The sequence below is a fragment of the Streptomyces sp. NPDC001700 genome (assembly GCF_053596435.1).
The window spans coordinates 30058-46503 of the sequence record NZ_JBSFGE010000021.1 but is presented as its reverse complement, the minus strand read 5'-3'; the positions used below and the strand labels follow the sequence as shown (position 1 = coordinate 46503).

At 71.7% G+C, this 16446-nt stretch carries 15 protein-coding genes; 4 read left to right on the top strand and 11 right to left on the bottom strand.

Features of this window, described 5'->3' with window-relative positions:
* Positions 1 to 5: 5 nt before the first annotated feature.
* The 4 genes from ACWC5C_RS31485 to ACWC5C_RS31470 are packed head-to-tail and all read right to left on the bottom strand — an operon-like array spanning position 6 to position 3787.
* Positions 6 to 1022, bottom strand: a complete 1017-nt coding sequence (locus ACWC5C_RS31485; RefSeq protein WP_450880934.1) for an ABC transporter substrate-binding protein — start codon at positions 1020 to 1022, stop codon at positions 6 to 8.
* Complete coding sequence (locus ACWC5C_RS31480; protein ID WP_450880932.1) at positions 1019 to 1861, bottom strand: ABC transporter ATP-binding protein; 843 nt, start codon at positions 1859 to 1861, stop codon at positions 1019 to 1021. Before ACWC5C_RS31480 ends, ACWC5C_RS31485 begins: the two co-directional genes overlap by 4 nt.
* A complete protein-coding gene (locus ACWC5C_RS31475) occupies positions 1862 to 2956 on the bottom strand; it encodes a FecCD family ABC transporter permease (protein WP_450880930.1) in 1095 nt (364 codons plus the stop codon).
* 39 nt (positions 2957 to 2995) lie between these two features.
* A complete protein-coding gene (locus ACWC5C_RS31470; RefSeq protein WP_450881113.1) occupies positions 2996 to 3787 on the bottom strand; it encodes a class I SAM-dependent methyltransferase in 792 nt (263 codons plus the stop codon).
* A gap of 143 nt (positions 3788 to 3930) precedes the next feature.
* Between ACWC5C_RS31470 and ACWC5C_RS31465 the strand changes: the two genes are divergently transcribed.
* Positions 3931 to 4677 carry a hypothetical protein gene (locus tag ACWC5C_RS31465; RefSeq protein WP_450880928.1) on the top strand — a complete coding sequence of 249 codons (747 nt, stop codon included), beginning with the start codon at positions 3931 to 3933 and terminating at the stop codon, positions 4675 to 4677.
* 68 nt (positions 4678 to 4745) lie between these two features.
* Positions 4746 to 5399 carry a sigma-70 family RNA polymerase sigma factor gene (locus tag ACWC5C_RS31460; protein WP_450880926.1) on the top strand — a complete coding sequence of 218 codons (654 nt, stop codon included), beginning with the start codon at positions 4746 to 4748 and terminating at the stop codon, positions 5397 to 5399.
* 240 nt (positions 5400 to 5639) lie between these two features.
* On the opposite strand, the gene ACWC5C_RS31455 is transcribed toward ACWC5C_RS31460, so the two are convergent.
* The gene (locus ACWC5C_RS31455; protein WP_450880924.1) at positions 5640 to 7640 is read right to left on the bottom strand and encodes a beta-N-acetylglucosaminidase domain-containing protein; all 2001 of its coding nucleotides are present in this window, start codon (positions 7638 to 7640) and stop codon (positions 5640 to 5642) included.
* 180 nt (positions 7641 to 7820) lie between these two features.
* Positions 7821 to 8747 (bottom strand): EamA family transporter, encoded by a 927-nt coding sequence (locus ACWC5C_RS31450; RefSeq protein ID WP_450880922.1) that lies wholly within the window; start codon positions 8745 to 8747, stop codon positions 7821 to 7823.
* A gap of 122 nt (positions 8748 to 8869) precedes the next feature.
* On the opposite strand from ACWC5C_RS31450, the gene ACWC5C_RS31445 reads away from it, so the two are divergent.
* Positions 8870 to 9217 carry an ArsR/SmtB family transcription factor gene (locus tag ACWC5C_RS31445; protein WP_450880920.1) on the top strand — a complete coding sequence of 116 codons (348 nt, stop codon included), beginning with the start codon at positions 8870 to 8872 and terminating at the stop codon, positions 9215 to 9217.
* A gap of 23 nt (positions 9218 to 9240) precedes the next feature.
* Here the strand turns inward: ACWC5C_RS31445 and ACWC5C_RS31440 are convergent, their stop codons facing one another.
* On the bottom strand, positions 9241 to 10434 hold the full coding sequence (locus ACWC5C_RS31440) for a cytochrome P450 family protein (protein ID WP_450880918.1): 1194 nt from the start codon (positions 10432 to 10434) through the stop codon (positions 9241 to 9243).
* Positions 10435 to 10506: 72 nt separating this feature from the next.
* Here ACWC5C_RS31440 and ACWC5C_RS31435 point away from each other — a divergent pair, with 72 nt between their 5' ends.
* A complete protein-coding gene (locus ACWC5C_RS31435) occupies positions 10507 to 12126 on the top strand; it encodes an ABC-F family ATP-binding cassette domain-containing protein (protein ID WP_450880916.1) in 1620 nt (539 codons plus the stop codon).
* A 23-nt stretch (positions 12127 to 12149) separates the two neighbouring features.
* On the opposite strand, the gene ACWC5C_RS31430 is transcribed toward ACWC5C_RS31435, so the two are convergent.
* From ACWC5C_RS31430 to ACWC5C_RS31415, 4 genes are all read right to left on the bottom strand, one after another.
* Positions 12150 to 13367 carry an acyl-CoA dehydrogenase family protein gene (locus ACWC5C_RS31430; RefSeq protein WP_450880914.1) on the bottom strand — a complete coding sequence of 406 codons (1218 nt, stop codon included), beginning with the start codon at positions 13365 to 13367 and terminating at the stop codon, positions 12150 to 12152.
* A gap of 44 nt (positions 13368 to 13411) precedes the next feature.
* Positions 13412 to 14188 carry a crotonase/enoyl-CoA hydratase family protein gene (locus ACWC5C_RS31425; protein ID WP_450880912.1) on the bottom strand — a complete coding sequence of 259 codons (777 nt, stop codon included), beginning with the start codon at positions 14186 to 14188 and terminating at the stop codon, positions 13412 to 13414.
* A 44-nt stretch (positions 14189 to 14232) separates the two neighbouring features.
* On the bottom strand, positions 14233 to 15399 hold the full coding sequence (locus ACWC5C_RS31420; RefSeq protein WP_450880910.1) for a CaiB/BaiF CoA transferase family protein: 1167 nt from the start codon (positions 15397 to 15399) through the stop codon (positions 14233 to 14235).
* 132 nt (positions 15400 to 15531) lie between these two features.
* A complete protein-coding gene (locus ACWC5C_RS31415; protein ID WP_450880908.1) occupies positions 15532 to 16443 on the bottom strand; it encodes a LysR family transcriptional regulator in 912 nt (303 codons plus the stop codon).
* Positions 16444 to 16446: the final 3 nt, after the last annotated feature.

The window sequence follows — 16446 nt, the reverse complement described above, 5'->3', positions numbered from 1 at the left end:
CGTGGTCACCGCCCGACCGAGCGCAGATAGCGGCCCAGGTCTTCGGCGCCCTTGACGTTGCGCGGCCCGCTGACGGCGTCGCCGTACGACATGACGAAGAAGCGCCCGTTCTTCACCGCCGGGACGGATCGCAGCGCGGGCAACGACTTCAGGTACTTGATCTTGTCCTTCGCGGGCTGGTCCGCGTAGTCGACCACGACGATCACCTCGGGCTTGGCCTTGACCACGGGCTCCCACCCCACGCTCGTCCACCCCTTGTCGAGGCCGTCGAGGACGTTGCGGCCACCGGCGGCGCGGATGATGTCGTTGGGGGCCGCGTGGCGTCCCGCCGTGAACGGCTGGTCGGTGCCCGAGTCGTAGACGAACACCTTGGCGGGGTCGCCCTTCGTCGGCCACGTTTTCTTCAGCGCCGCGACGCGGTGCTTGAGACCGCTGACGAGCCGGTCGGCCCGCCGCTCGACGCCGAAGATCCGGCCCAGGTTGTCCAGGTCGGTGTAGAGCGCTTCCAGCGGTGTGACGTCCAGCTTCTCGCCGCCGTAGTCCCAGCAGGTCTCGGTGTGCACGTACGAGGCGATGTCCACCTTCTTGAGGAGGGCGGGGGTGATGCCCCGGTCCTCGCCGAAGCCGGAGTTCCAACCGGCCAGCACCCAGTCGGCCTTGGCGTCGATGACGATCTCGCGGGTGATGCGCTCGGTGCCCAGCCGGTCGACTTCTCCGTAGTCGCCACGCCAGGGGGATCCGGCGATCGCGGGGTCGCCGAGCTTGTTCATGACGTAGCCGCGCATCCGGTCCGCCAGCCCCAGGGAGAACATCTTCTCGGCGCCGCTGACGTCGTAGGCCACCGCCCGCTCGGGGCGGGTGTACGTGACCTTCTCGCCGCAGTTGGAGATGGTGACCCGCGTGGGCTCGCCGTCCTTGGCCGTGGATTCGACGTCGGCGCCGCAGCCGGTCGTGGTCGCCAGCAGCCCGGCCGCGAGGAGCCCGGCGGCCAGGGCGCGGGGGGAGCGCGGGGATCTGATCACGAGCGTGTTCCTTCCGGAAGGGCATCGGCGGGTGTGGCGGGTGTGGCGTCGCCCGGTGGGGTCGAGGTGTCCGTGGGCACGAGGTCGTACAGCAACTGCGGGATCCCGGTGCGCGGATGAGGTACGACGGTGGCGGCGACGCCGAACACCTTCCGCACCAGGCCGGGCGTCAGGACATCGGCCGGAGGCCCGTCCGCGACGAGGGTGCCGTGGCTCAGCACCGCCACGCGGTGGCACACGGCGGCGGCCAGGTTCAGGTCGTGGAGCGCGGTCAGGACGGTCAGCCCGGAGCCGCGCAGGAACGACAGCAGCCCCACCTGGTGGCGGATGTCGAGGTGGTTGGTGGGCTCGTCCAGCACCAGAACACGCGGCTCCTGCACCAGGGCCCGGGCGACGAGCACACGCTGACGTTCCCCGCCGGAGAGGGTCAGCACGCTGCGGTCGGCGAGGTGTCCGATGTCCATGCGGTCCATCGCCTCGTGGCACAGCTCGCGTTCTCCCGGGGTCAGCGGCCGGTTGCCGCGCGAGTGCGGGGCGCGGCCCAGGGCCACCACCTCCCCTGCCGTGAAGTCGAGTTCGGACCGGCTCTCCTGGGTCAGCGCGGCGATCTGCCGGGCGCTGTCGCGCAGCGAGAGCGTGGCCAGGTCCGTGCCGTCCAGCAGCACCGCGCCGGAGGTCGGCTTCAGGGCCCGGTACACGCAGCGCAGCGCGGTCGACTTGCCGCTGCCGTTGGGCCCGACCAGGCCGACCACCTCGCCCTCCGCCACCTCGAGCGCCAGCCGGTCGACCAGGGCGCGACCGCCCGCCTCGACCGACATGGCACGCAGACACAAGGACATCTACCGGCCTCCGAACTGGTAGCCCCGCCGCCGCATCAGCGTGATGAACACCGGCACCCCGATCAGCGCGGTGATCACCCCGAGCGGCAGTTCCTCCGGGGCGAACGCGGTACGGGCCAGCAGGTCGACCCAGACCATGAAGCAGGCCCCGGCGAGCGGGGCGACCGCCAGCACCCGGCGGTGGGTGGCGCCGACCAGGATGCGTACGACATGGGGGAGCACCAGCCCGACGAAGGCGATCGCCCCGCTCACCGCCACGATCAGCCCCGTGACGGCGGCGGTGAGCACGAACAGCGCCCGCCGCAGCCGCTCCGCGTCCACCCCCAGACTGGCCGCGGTCTCGTCCCCCATCGACAGCACATCCAGCGACCGGCTCTGCCGCAGCAGCACCACGACCATGACCAGGACCCCGGCGGCCGCCAGCGGCAGCGACTCCCACGACGCCGACCCGAGGCTCCCCAGCAGCCAGAACAGCACGGTGCGGGCGGCCTGCCCGTTGGGGGAGAGGAAGACCAGCACGCTCATCAGGGCCTGAAAGCCGTACCCCAGCGCGACACCGGTCAGCACCAGCCGCAGCGGGGTCAGCCCCAGCGGTGTGCGCGCCGCCAGGTACACCAGCACCGTGGCGCCGAGCGCCCCGAGGAACGCCGCCGCCGACAGCGCGTACACCCCCAGCGAGGCGAACACGCCGAAGACGACGACGGCCGTGGCGCCGACCGAGGCGCCCGACGAGATGCCCAGGACGAACGGATCGGCGAGCGCGTTGCGCACCAGCGCCTGCACGGCCACGCCCACGACGGCGAGCCCCGCCCCGACCACGGAGGCCAGCAGGACACGCGGCGTGCGCACCTCCCACACGACGGCGTACCCGGTCGCGTCCGCCGCGTCGATGGTGCCCCCGGTGACGGCGGCCACGAGGAAGCGCAGCACGTCCCCGGGCGGCACGACCGTGGGGCCGAGGGCGATACCGGCCAGCACGGAGACCACGAGGACGACGGAGAGCACCGCGAGCACGGTCGGCAACCGGCCGCGCCCGTCCCGGGCGGTGGATGCCGTGTGCTCCGATCTGACGGTGTCCTGTGCGGTGTTGGCCATGGAACCTTCCTCAAGCGGCGGCCGAGCACCGCCGTCTCCTCAGTGGTCGGCCGCCGGGGCGTCAGAGTTCCCGGAACCTGCTGAATTGTTCAGCGGGCGGGTGCCGCGCACGATGAGCCGCCGCGCGTGCTGGTCGTACGGAGCGCCGTCGAAATCGCCGTAACACTCCACGTCCGTGAAGCCCACCTGCTCGAACAGCCCCCGCAGCTCGGTCGCGCTGTAGAGGAACGAGGTGATCGACGCCTCCCGCGCCGTGCCGCCCCGCACCAGCGTCCAGTCGGTGCGCAACCGCGACCAGTCATCGAGGATGGTGTCGCGCTGCACCACGTACGCGCCGCCCTCCAGCTCGACCAGCTGGGGACGGCCGATCCACCCGGCGAGCACTTCCTTGCCCATGACGTCGATCAGCAGCCTCCCGCCCGGCACCAGCGAGTCATGGGCGTTGCGCAGCACCCGGAGGTTGTCGCGAGGGTCGTCGAAGTAGCCGAACGAGGTGAAGACATTGAGTACGACGTCGTACGACTCCGGCTCGATGTGCTCCAGCATGTCCGCGCGCACCAGACGGACGTCGGCTCCGGCCTCGGCGCAGACGGCCCGCGCCCGCTCCAGCAGGGCCGGGCTGAGGTCGACGCCGGTCACCGCGTAGCCGCGCCGCGCCAGTGGCACGAGATAGACCCCCGGGCCGCAGCACAGATCCAGCACCCGGGCCCCGGCCGGGAAGGCCAGGAGCGGTGATGCCGCCACGGTTTCGGCCGTTTTCTCCCGTCTGTGTCCGGAGAACATGGTCTCCGAGAATTCCGACCAGAACGCCTCGTCCTCGTACCAGTGCATGCTGCCGTGCTCCCGATTCCCGCGCTGCTGTTCCTCGCTGCCCTTCACGTCCCGGTAGTCGGATGGAAGGTGCGGCTGGTTCCCGGCATGTGCCGTGGCCCCAGCGCCGGGCCGCGAATCCCGGATGCGACCATGAGGCGGTCATGAGAGCTGGCCAGGGTCTTCGAACGGTACGAGCCGCGGTGTTCGCGGCCGTCTGTGTGCCGCTCGCTGCCCTGGGCCACGCCATGATGTCCGGCGCCGGAGTCCCGTGGTGGTCCCTGACCGCCGCGCTCGTCGCCACCGTCGCCGTGGGCTGGTGCTGTGCGGGGCGGGAACGCGGACGGGTCTTCGTCACCGCGTTCGCCGTCGGCGCCCAACTCGCCCTGCACGCCCTCTTCTCGCTCGGCCAGACGACGGCCGAGGCCGCGTCGTCCGACGGAGGTTCCTTCGCCCGGCAATGGGCGGGTGAGTTGCTGTGCGGCCCCGGCCGCGCCGCGACACTGACCCCCGCGGAGGCCGAACACATCGTGCGCTCGGCGGGCCTCGGCCACCATCTGGCCCACCCGCCCCCGGGAACACACTCCATGGGGTCCATGGCGGGGACCGGACACGCGGACATGTCCTCCATGCCGGACGGCAGCGGCGTCGGCATGATCGTGGCCCACCTGATCGCGGCGCTCGTGTGCGGCCTGTGGCTCGCGTACGGCGAACGCGCCGCGTTCCGGATCGGCCGAGCGCTGGCGGCCCGGCTGTTCGCACCGCTCCTCCTGCTGATCCGCGTCGCCGAGCCACCGCACCGGCCCCGGATCCGCGCCCGTCGCCACCCCGTCGCACACCGCCCGCGGACACTTCTTCTCGCTCACGCCATCACCACCCGGGGGCCGCCCCACGGGCCCGCTGTCGCCTGACAGCTGACGCCACCGACTTGTCACCGGGCCGCCCGAGGCTGCCCGGATTCAACGAAGGACCTCAGGTGATGACCCCTGCCCTGCCACCCGTCCTGACCGGCGCGGGCCCCTTGGAACGCCCCTCCGGGGCATACGACGACGACCCGGCCACCAGGCTGGCCCTGGCCGCGCGCGACGGCGACGCCGACGCGGTCGACGAGTTCATCCGCGCGACCCGCCATGATGTGCGGCGATTCGTGACGTACCTCAGCACCGATCCGCAGGCCGCCGACGATCTGACACAGGAGACGTATCTCCGTGTCCTGCGCAGCCTGCCGCGCTTCGAGGGCCGCTCGTCGGCGCGCACCTGGCTGCTGACCATCGCCCGCCGCGTCGTGGCGGACCGCATCCGGACCGCCGCGGCCCGGCCCCGGCTGTCCGCCACCACCGACTGGCAGTCCGCCGCCGAACGCACCCAGCCACGCGGCCTGCCGGGCTTCGAGGAGGGCGTGGCCCTGAGCGAGTTGCTGGCCGCGCTGCCGGACGAGCGGCGCGAGGCGTTCTACCTGACGAGCGTGCTCGGCCTGCCGTACGCGGAAGCCGCCACCGTGGCCGGGTGCCCGATCGGCACCGTACGGTCGCGCGTGGCGCGGGCCCGGACGTCGCTGATCGACGCGCTGGAGAGCTGCGACCGGGAAAGCGCCGCCCGCGAGCCGGTGGCCCTGGCCCCCGCCGGGGCCTGACCACCGGCCGTCCCCGGGGCCGACAGCCGTACCGTCGGCCCCGGGGACGGCGAATTTCCCGCGCCCTGTCGCGGCTAGTGGCGATGTGCGAGGCCGCCGATGGCCCAGGCGGCGGCCTGGGCCGGGCGGGTCGGCCGTGTGGTCGACGGCCGCGCGGCCCCGGCCGGGCCCAGACGCGGTGGGCGCCTGGGCCACCGACACCGTGGTTCGTTCCGCACCTGTGGGCGGGCGGGCCCTCGGTCAGTCGGCCGTAGTGGACGTCGCCCGGGTGCCCGTTCCGCCGAGGCCGGGGGCGGCCGCGAGGAAGGTGTCGAGGACTCCGTCGGCGACGCGGACCGGGCCCTCCGGGCGGGTCTCGCCCGGGATCGTACGGATCCGCCCGGCCTGCTTGGCCAGCGACGACGCCTCGGCGAACCACCGCTCGGCCTGCCCGGTGTCGCCGTCGAGCCGGGCGCCCAGCGCGTCCAGGGTGCGTTCGAAGGCACGGCCCCACAGCGTCAGCGCGTCCAGCCACGGCGCGCTGTCCGCCACGAAACCACGGTCGGCCACGTCCGCCCTGATGGTGGCCGGTGTGGTGGCCAGCAGCGTCGCGGTGGGGCGCAGGGCGTCCAGCGCCGCCCGCTGCCGTCCGGCGTCCCAGTCGGTACGGAACTGGGCCAGCCGCGCGGCCAGTTCGGGGGCCTGCGGCTGCCACGGTTCGTCGCCGAAGGTGGGTGCGAGGTGCTGGGTGTCGAAGAAGGCCAGCAGCGCGGAGACGGTGGCCGTGTCCGCGTCGTTCCCGGCCAGATACGCGGCGGCGGCCCGCCACGTGCGGTCCGGGTCGTACGCCGTGTCGTTCCACGCGAAGTCCGCGCCGCCGAAGAGGGCGACCTTGCTGGCGGCGGCCTGGTTCATCGGGTTGAGGACCAGCCCGGAGAGCTGCTGGTGCAGACCGGGCTCACGGGCGTCGTACGGGGCGAGCAGCAGCCGTCCCTCGGCCTGGCCGTAGTCGTTGACCGGGTAGTTGTCCCAGACGAACACCTTGCGCCCCCAGACCGTGGCGGCCCGCGTGGCGTCGGCCACGGTGATGCGCGGCGGCACCACGTCGGTCCCGGTCCACATGACCTCGACCCGCGCGTCCAGCCGCTCGCGCAGGGTCTGCTTGTACGCGGTGTCGGCGAGGTCGCCGTACTCGGTCGGCACCATCTGGAGCGGCGCGGTGCCCTCGCGCGTGTCCAGGAACCGCTGCTGCACCCGGTTCAGCAGATCGGCCTGTGCCGCGCCCGCGGCCCGCTGCGAGGGCTCGCCGTAGGCGGCGCGGTCGGCGGCGCAGTTCCACCGGGTGTAGCTGATGTCGTCCAGCGGCACCGAGAAGCTGCGCACCCCGAGGTCGTACATCGCCCCCAGCTTGGCCTGGAGCGCCGTGAACTCGGCGGGATCGCTGTAGCAGAGGGAGTTGCCGGGGGAGAGGGCGAAGGTGAACCGCACATGGTGGGCGGTGGCCTGCCGGACCAGCTCACCGAGCTGGGCGAGCTTGTCGGCCGGGTACGGCTCGCGCCACTTCTCCCGGTGGTACGGGTCGTCCTTGGGCGCGTAGACGTACGTGTTCATCTTGACGTCCCCGTAGAACGCCAGCTGATCCATGCGCTCGGCGTGGGTCCACGGGCTTCCGTAGAACCCCTCGATCACCCCGCGCAGCGGCATCAGCGGGTGATCCACGACGGACACGGAGGCGATCGCGCGCTTGCCGGTGGCCCGGGGGCCGGTGACCAGCTGACGCAGCGTCTGCGCCGCGTAGTACGTCCCGTCGGCGTCCGCGCCCGCGAGCGCCACCGCCCTGCCCCGCGCGGCGAGCGCGTACCCCTCCGCGCGCAGCTCCCCGGGCACCCGGCCCCCGGCGGCCCGCAGCGCCGCCGCGACCCGGGCGTCGGTGATCCGCCCGACGGTCACCGTCAGCCCCGGCCCATAGCCGCCCCGCAGGTGCCGCGCTCCCGCGCGGCGCAGTACGGAGGCGACGAGGTCGCGCGTGGGTTGGTCCACCCCGTCGCCGTAGACCACCCGCACCGTGGCGGGCACCGCGACGTCCGGGCCGAGCCGGGTCATCGTCTGCGGACGCGGGACGACGGGTGGCAACGCCCTGGCCCCGCCCGCCGCCGGGGCCCCGGCGGCGGTGGCGGTGGCGGTGGTGCCGAGGGGCAGCAGCAGCCCGAGGAAGGCGAGGAACGCGATCACAGCGGCCAGAGGGCGGGAGCGAGGGCGCATGGGACATCTCCTCCGTGGCGTGGCGTGGCATACGGCGGCAGTGCACGGCGGTGACACGTGGAGCGGAGTGAGCGACGGGGCGGATCATACCCATGACCCGGGACCGGCGAATCCCGGCGCGGCCGTTCAAGTAGAGGGACGACAGACTGTCAACAGCCTTCTGCTATCCGATATATGACGCTACGTCAGTATCGATTCCCTCTCGGCCGCCTTCGCGGCCGCGCGCGGGCGCTCTCCGGTTCCCAGGAAGGTCGCGGCGACGGAGGCGAGGGCGACCGCGGCGATGCCGAGCCACTGCGGCCAGGCCAGCCGCTGGCCGAGGATGAGGAGGCCGAACAGGGCCCCGGCGGCGGGCTCCAGGCTCGTCAGGACGCCGAACACGCGCGGTGGGATCCGCCGCAGTGCCTCCAGATTGAGCGAGTACGGCAGCACGCTGGCCGCCACCGCCACCACCGCGGCCACCCACAGTACCTGGGGGTCCAGCAGGGCGGTCCCGGCGTGGGCGATGCCGTACGGGGTGCTCAGCAGGGCCGCCCACAGCACCGCCAGTGCCAGGCCCTGGCCGCCGCTGAGGCGTCGTGCCATCCGGGCGGAGACGAGGATGTAGCCGCCCCAGCAGGACGCCGCCACCGCGGCCAGGGCGAGGCCGACCGGGTCGAGGGGCACGCCACCCCCGCCGAGCAACAGCACACCGGCGGCCGCCAGGCACGCGGGCAGCAGGTCGACGGCGCGTCGTGATCCGGCCAGGGCGATGGCGAAGGGGCCGAGGAATTCGATCGTGGCCACGGCGCCCAGGGGGATGTGGTTCACGGCCTCGTAGAACGCGAGGTGGTGCCCCGCGAGCAGGGCTCCGGCGCCGATCACCGTCCCCCAGGTGCCCCGCACCGAGGCCAGCGTCCGCCGCCGGGGCCGCCACACCAGGCAGAGCACCACACCGGCGATCAGCAGCCGGAGGAACACCACGCCTGGCGCCCCCACCTGCGGGAATATCTGGGGTGAGAAGGCCGCGCCGAACTGGATTCCGCACACACCGCCCAGCACCAGCGCGGGAGCGGGAATGTTCCCCACGACCCCGGTGAAGCCACGGGGCGCACTGCTGTCGTTCATTCCTCGGTCCACGTTCCTCTCCCCTTGTGCGGTTGCCAGCAGTGTTCAATGAAAAGCGAACACTGGGGACTGTAAGATATTCATCGAACACTGGGCAAGGCGGGAGCAAGGTGAGGTGGGGCATGGTGAACCAGGCCACAGGTGGCGGTCACCGCGCCGCACCCGTGCACACGGACCCCGGCGAGGTGTCCGTCCTGACCGCGCTGTCCGCGCTCGCCGATCCGGTGCGCATCCAGCTGGTCCGCGAGCTGGCGGGCTCCGCCGAGTGGACACGCAGCTGCGGCAGCTTCGACGTGTCCGTCGGCAAGGCCGCGCTCAGCCACCACTTCTCGGTCCTGCGCGGCGCCGGTCTGGTCGAGCAGCGCGACCAGGGGCCCCGGCGGGTCAACCGGCTGCGCCGCGAGGAGTTCGACGCCCACTTCCCCGGGCTGCTCGACCTGGTCCTGCGCCCCGACGCGATAGCCGATTGACGCACGCGGCCTCCGCCGTCAGGTCACAGCGAGACGGGAAGGGACCGCAGGCCGCGGCTGCGCAGCGATGCCGTCCACCGCAGGTCGTCGGCGGAGCCGAGCAGCGCGAGCTTCGGGAAACGCCGCACCAGGGATGTCACGGCGATGGTGTTCTCCATGCGGGCCAGGGCCGCGCCCGGGCAGAAGTGGGAGCCGTGCCCGAACGACAGGTGCTTGGTGTCTTCACGGTGGGGGTCGAACGCGTCCGGTTCCGCGAAGCGGGCGGGGTCGCGGTTGGCCGCCGCCCAGGACAGCCAGACGCGCTCACCGGCCGGGATGGCGGTGCCGTCTATCTCGATGTCCTCGGTGGCGAAGCGCCGGACGGCGAGCATGGTCGGCGGATTCCAGCGCAACACCTCCTCCGTCACCGCGTCCATGGCCAGCTCGCCGGTACGGACGGCCACCAGGTGCCGTGGGTGCGTCAGCAGCGCCAGCACGCTGGTGGCGATCAGGCTCGCCGTGTTGTCGTAGCCGCCGAAGAGCACCAGGAAGGCCATGGCCACCAGCTCGTCCTCGCTCAGCCGGTCTCCCTCGTCGCGCGCCGCGATGAGGGCCGACAGCAGGTCTTCCCCCGGCGCCACGCGTTTGCGGTCGATGAGGTGTGCCAGGAAGCGGTGCATCTCCCGCATGGCCTCGCGGGAGCGCTGGGGAGCGCCGGGTTCGGAACTCAGCAGGGTGTCCGTCCACCGCCGGAAGTCCGGGCGGTCGTCGGACGGAACGCCCATCAGGTCGCAGATCACCGTCATGGACAGCGGAAGGGCCAGATCGGTGGCGACATCGGCGCGGTCCTTCGAGGCCATCGTGTCCAGCAGCTGGTCGGCTGCCTGCCGCACCGCCTCCCGCAGGCTCTCCGTGCGGCGAGGGGTGAACGCCGTGCCCACCAGGCGGCGCAGCCGTGCGTGGGTGGCGGGGTCGCTGTTGAGCAGGTGCGCGTCCAGCTCGGCGGGCATGGAGTGCACATGGCCGCGGGCGGCCCGCGCATACCGCTTGCTGACCGACAGCCGCCGGTCCGCGGCGGCGGCGCGGACATCCTGGTAACGCGTCACCAGGAAGAGCGGGCCTCCGTCGGGGTCGACGGCCCGGTGCACCGAACCGGTTCGGCGTAAGGCGGCATAAGAGGCGTGCGGGTCTGCGAGGAAATCCCCGCCCAGCGGTAGGGGGTTCTGTGGCGTGGACATGGGTTCTCCTCCTGTGAAGGGGCATGAAAATGCCTTGCCGGTCATGGCGCGGTGACAAGAGAATGCCGGATCATGGGACATCTGGAGGCCGCGCATCTCGCCTACTTCCTGCCGGACGGGCGGTTGCTGCTCGGCGACGTCTCGTTCCGGGTGGGCGAAGGCACCGTCGCCGCGCTGGTGGGGCCGAACGGGGCGGGCAAGACCACGCTGGTGCGGCTTCTCTCCCGCGAGACGGAACCCCATGAGGGGACGGTGACCGTCAGCGGCTCACTGGGGGTGATGCCGCAGTTCGTCGGTTCCGTACGGGATGAGCGGACGGTGCGGGACCTGCTGGTCTCGGTGGCGCGGCCCGCCGTACGGGAGGCCGCCCGAGCGGTCGACGCGGCGGAACTCGCGGTGATGGAGCGGGACGACGAGGCCGCCCAGATGGGGTACGCCCAGGCGCTCAGCGACTGGGCCGAGGTGCGTGGCTACGAGGCCGAGACGCTGTGGGACATGTGCACCACGGCCGCGCTCGGGGTGCCGTACGAGAAGGCGCAGTGGCGATCGGTGCGCACGCTCAGCGGGGGCGAGCAGAAGCGGCTGGTGCTGGAGGCGCTGCTGCGGGGCCCGGATGACGTCCTGCTGCTGGACGAGCCGGACAACTACCTGGATGTGCCGGGGAAGCAGTGGCTGGAGGAGCGGCTCCGGGAGACACCCAAGACCGTGCTGTTCATCAGCCACGACCGGGAACTGCTGTCCCGCGCGGCGACCCGCATCGTCAGTGTCGAGCCCAGCCCGGCGGGCAGCGACGTATGGGTCCACGGCGGCGGTTTCGCCACGTACCACACGGCCCGCGACGAGCGGTTCGCACGGTTCGAGGAGCTGCGTCGCCGCTGGGACGAGAAACACGCCCAGCTGAAGCGTCTGGTGCTGGACATGCAGCGGTACGCGGCGCGAAGCGATGAGATGGCGTCGCGCTATCAGGCCGCGAAGACCCGGCTGCGGAAGTTCGAGGAGGCGGGCCCGCCCCCGGAGCCACCGCGCAAGCAGGACATCACCATGCGGCTGGCGGGCGGACGCACCGGGGTGAGGGCGCTGACCTGCCGGGGGCTGGAGCTGGACGGGCTGATGCGCCCCTTCGACCTGGAGGTCTTCTACGGCGAGCGGGTGGCCGTGCTGGGGTCCAACGGGTCGGGCAAGTCCCACTTCCTGCGGCTGCTGGCCGGTGAGCACGTGGCCCACCGGGGGGAGTGGAAACTGGGCGCGCGCGTCGTGCCCGGCCACTTCGCGCAGACCCATGCCCGCCCCGAGCTGACCGGCCGCACACTGGTCGAGATCCTGTGGACCGACCATGCCCGGGACCGGGGCCGGGCGATGAGCGCCCTGCGGCGGTACGAGATGGAACGCCAGGGCGACCAGCTCTTCGACCGGCTCTCGGGCGGCCAGCAGGCCCGTTTCCAGATTCTGCTGCTCGAACTGGCCGGGACGACCGCGCTGCTGCTGGACGAGCCGACCGACAACCTGGACCTGGAGTCGGCGGAGGCGCTTCAGGAGGGGCTGGAGGCGTACGACGGCACGGTGCTGGCCGTCACCCACGACCGCTGGTTCGCACGCTCCTTCGACCGCTTCCTGGTCTTCGGTTCGGACGGTGTCATCCGCGAGACAGCGGAGCCGGTGTGGGACGAACGCCGCGTCGACCGGCTCCGCTGACCCGGAATCACCCGAAGGCGGACCTATACGAAGGCGCTCTGGCCGGTGATCGACTTGCCGACGATCAGGGTGTTCATCTCCCGGGTGCCCTCGAAGGAGTAGATGGCCTCGGCGTCGGCGAAGAACCGGGCGATGTCGTGGTCCAGGAGGATGCCGTTGCCCCCGAAGATCTCCCGGCACCAGGCCACGACCTCCCGCATCCGGGCGGTGACGAACGCCTTGGCCAGCGCGGAGTGTTCGTCGCGGAAGATACCGGCGTCCTGCATCCGGGCGAGCTGCGCCAGCATGCCCCAGGACGCGGTGACGTTGCCCAGGCTCTTGACCAGCAGGTCCTGCACGAGCTGGAAGCCACCGATCGGGCGGCCGAACTGGTGGCGCTCCCGGGCGTAGTCCAGCGCCAGTTCATACGCACCGGCCATCACGCCCAGCGCCTGCCACGCCACCCCGCCTCGGGTGGCGCGCAGGATCTCCGCGACGTCCCGGAAGGAGTTGATGTTCCGCAGCCGGTCGGCCTCCGGCACCCGGACGTCAGTCAGGGTGATCTCGGCGTTCTCCACGATCCGGAAGGCGAGCTTGTTCTCGATCTTCGCGGGGCTGAACCCGGGTGTGCCCTTCTCCACGACGAAGCCCTTGACGTGGTTGTCGTCGACGTCCCGGGCCCACACCACGACGTAGTCGGCGAAGGTGGCGTTGCCGATCCACTTCTTGGCGCCGTTCAGAATCCAGGTGTCGCCCTCGCGCCGGGCGGTGGTGCGCATGCCGCCCGCGACGTCGGAGCCGCCGAGCGGCTCGGTCATGGCGAACGCGCCGATCTTGTCCATCGCGGCCATCGCCGGGAGCCAGCGGTCGCGCTGCTCCTGGTCGCCGCCCGAGTGGATGGAGTACATCGCCAGGCCGTTGTGGACGCCGAAGAAGGTGGACACCGAGGCGTCGGTGCGGGCCATCTCCATCGCCAGCATGCCGCTCAGGAGGTTGCTGACGGCGGGGCGGTGCGTGCCGTAGCCCTCGTACGGCAGGCCCGCGAGGCCACTGTCACGGAACAGGGCGATCAGCTCCCTGGGGAACTCGCCCTTGGCCCAGTTCTCGTTCACCAGCGGCTTGACCTGGTCGCGCAGGAGGGCACGGGCCCCCAGGAGGATCTTGCGCTCCTCGTCCGGCAGCAGCGACTCGTAGTGGTAGAAGTCGGCGGTCAGTTCGTCCGCGATCGGTCCGACGGCCGACGGCTGCGCGGGGGTGGTCATCTCAGGCTCTCCTCCTCGGAAGTGGTCGTGCTTCATGGCGTGTCTCACCGCCCCGTCCACCGCGCGGGGCGGCGTTCGGCGAAGGCGGTCATGCCCTCGCGGACATCGGCCGAGGCCATCAGCGCCGCCATCTCCCCGCGCTGGAAGGCGAAGGCGTCGGCGTCGGACGCGCCGTCCGCCGCGCGGACGACGCGCTTGACGGCGGCCAGTGCGAGCGGGGCGTTGCCGCCGAGCTGTTCGGCCAGCTGAAGCGCCTCCGCGACGGCCTGTCCGGCGGCGGTGACGCGGTTGGCCAGGCCCAGGTCGGCGGCGCGGCGGCCGTCGACCGGCTCGCCGGTCAGCAGCAGCTCCATGGCCAGGTGGTACGGGATGCGCTGGGGCAGCCGGATCACACCGCCGCCCGCCGCGATCAGCCCGCGCTTGACCTCGGGCAGGCCGAACCGGGCGTCCTCGGCCGTGACGATCAGATCGCAGGCCAGGGCCAGTTCGAATCCGCCGCCCATGGCCCAGCCCTCCACGGCGGCGATCAGGGGCTTCTCCCGGTCGGCCTCGGTCAGACCGCCGAACCCGCGGCCCTCGACCTCGGGCGACTCGCCGCGCACCGCCGCCTTGAGGTCCATCCCGGCGCTGAACGTGCCTCCCGCACCGGTCAGGACACCGGCCCGGAGCGCGGGGTCGGCCTCCAGTTCGTCCAGGGCGCCGGTCAGACCGGCGGCGACCGCCGCGTTCACGGCGTTGCGGGCCTCGGGGCGGTCGAGGGTGATCAGCAGGGTGGAGTCGATGCGCTCGGTGCGTACGGGGTGTGCGGGGGGAGTGCTCATGGGGGTCCTCGTCGGAGCGGTGGTGTGGTGTGGGGCGGCGGCGCTCAGCGGGTGGCGTCGAACTCGGCGAACACGTCCTCGGTGTCCTGGCCCGCGACCGGCGCCAGGCGGCGGATCGTGCCGGGAGTGGCGGAGAAGCGCATCGGGATGCCGATGGTGCGGACCGTGCCCTCGGTCGGGTGCTCGACGGTGTCCAGCAGATGGCCGTCCCGGACGTACGGGTCCTCGTGGGCTCGGTCCAGTTCCAGCACCGGGGCCATCGGGATGCTGTGCTGGGCGCATACCTCGGTCCACTCCGCGGTGGTCAGCGCCGGGGCGCAGGCGTCGATCAGCGCGGCCAGGCCCTCGTAGTCGTCCCGGTCGATCTCCTCGCCGCACACCCGCGGGTCCTCGGTCAGGTCCGGGCGTCCGGCGGCCGCGAAGAAGTCCCGGTAGTTCTGCGGGTTGTACGGGATGACGCAGGCCAGACCGTCCTTGGTGCGCACCGCCTTATGCCCCTTGGTCATCGACAGATGGAAGCCGGTGGGGCCCATCTCGGGCTCGTAGGTGTGGCCCGCCAGATGCTCGACCAGGTTGAACGCGATCAGAGTGTCCGTCATCGGGACCTCGACGAGCTGGCCCCGGCCGGTCCGGTCCCGGTGCAGCAGGGCGGCGAGGACGCTGTAGGCGATGGTCAGCGAGGAGACCTTGTCGCCGATGATGGTGGGGAGGTAGACGGGCTCGCCCAGGGCGCGGTCGGCGATGTCGACCAGGCCGGAGGCGGCCTGCACGGTCTCGTCGTAGGCGGCGTTCCCGGCCCGGTCCGAGTCGCCGCGGAAGCCCTGCGCGTGCGCGTAGACGAGGCGCGGATGGCGGGTGGCGAGGTCGTCGTAGGACAGGCCGAGGCGGCCCAGCGCACCGGGGCGCATGTTCGTGATCAGTACGTCGGCGGTGTCGATCAGTTCGAGCGCCCGCTCCCGCTCCGTCTCGTCCTTGAGGTTGAGGGTCACGCTGCGCTTGTTGCGGTTGACGTTGAGGTTCAGCGCGGTCATGCCTGGCGTGGTGCGGTAGTGGCCCACCCGCACGGTGTCGGCGGGCGACTCGATCTTGATCACATCGGCGCCCAGGTCCCCGAGGATCTGGGCCGCGTAGGGGCCCATCACCACGGTCGAGAGGTCGATCACGCGCACGCCTTCCAGGGGACCGGCGATGGTATCCGTGATGTCCGTCATCGTTGTGCCTTCACTCCTTGCTCCACCGCTGTATGTGCATCTGGAAACTAAATTAGCAAGGGGGTGGCGAAGACGGAATGATCATGTTGCGAAAAGCGGTATGACCGCAGTGGTCATGCCGCCCTGTGAAGGTTAGGCGTGGAGTGGTTCGGCGAATATCTCGCGGGCGGCGGAAGCGACTTCTTCCAGGTCACCGCCGTCCGTGCGGTCCTGTCGCCAGAGCAGTCCGGTCTCCAGTTGGGGATGGAAATCGGAAAAGGGGAGGACGCTTACATTGTCAAGACGGTAATTCTGCAGAGGACTTCTCGGGTCCAGCATGGAAATGGAGAATGCCAGACCGCTCGACACTATTTCGGAAACCGCGTCGAAGCTCGCGCTGTTCAGTTTGATGCGCTTCTTGAGGCCGAGATCGGACAGCTGCTGGTCGAGTCCGCGGAAATACGCGTGGGTCACCGCCACCGGAGAACCCGCGTAGGCGAGGTCGGCCAGCTCCGCCAGCGCGACCGACTCCCGCCCGGGGAACCCGTCCCTGGGCACGACCGCGCCGAGCCGTTCCGACATCACCGTCACCTGCTCCAGCGCCGGGTCGCCGCAGACCGGTAGCCGGGCCAGAGTCAGCCCCAGCCTGCCGTCGCACACCGCGTCGACCAGACGGTCGGTGGCACCCGGCCACCGTTTGATCTCGAACCGGTCGCGGACCCGCTCGGCGAGGGCGTCGATACGTTCCCGCAGGTCCGGGTGGATGCCGGTGGGTACGCCGAGCAGCACGGTGGTCCGCTGCGGCCGGGTCGTCTCGTCCAGCCGCCACTTGATGGAATCGACCTGCTCCAGCACACCGCGCGCGATCGGCAGCAGTGCGCTGCCCGCCGGGGTGAGCCGCACATGGTGGGTGTCGCGGTCGAACAGCCGGTGGCCGAGTTCGTTTTCGAGATCCTTGATCCGCCGGCTCAGCGGGGACGCCGCCATGTGCAGTTTGCGGGCCGCTGTGGAGAAGTTCAGTTCCTGGGCGACGGCGGCGAAGTAACGCAGGTGTAGAAGCTCCACGGA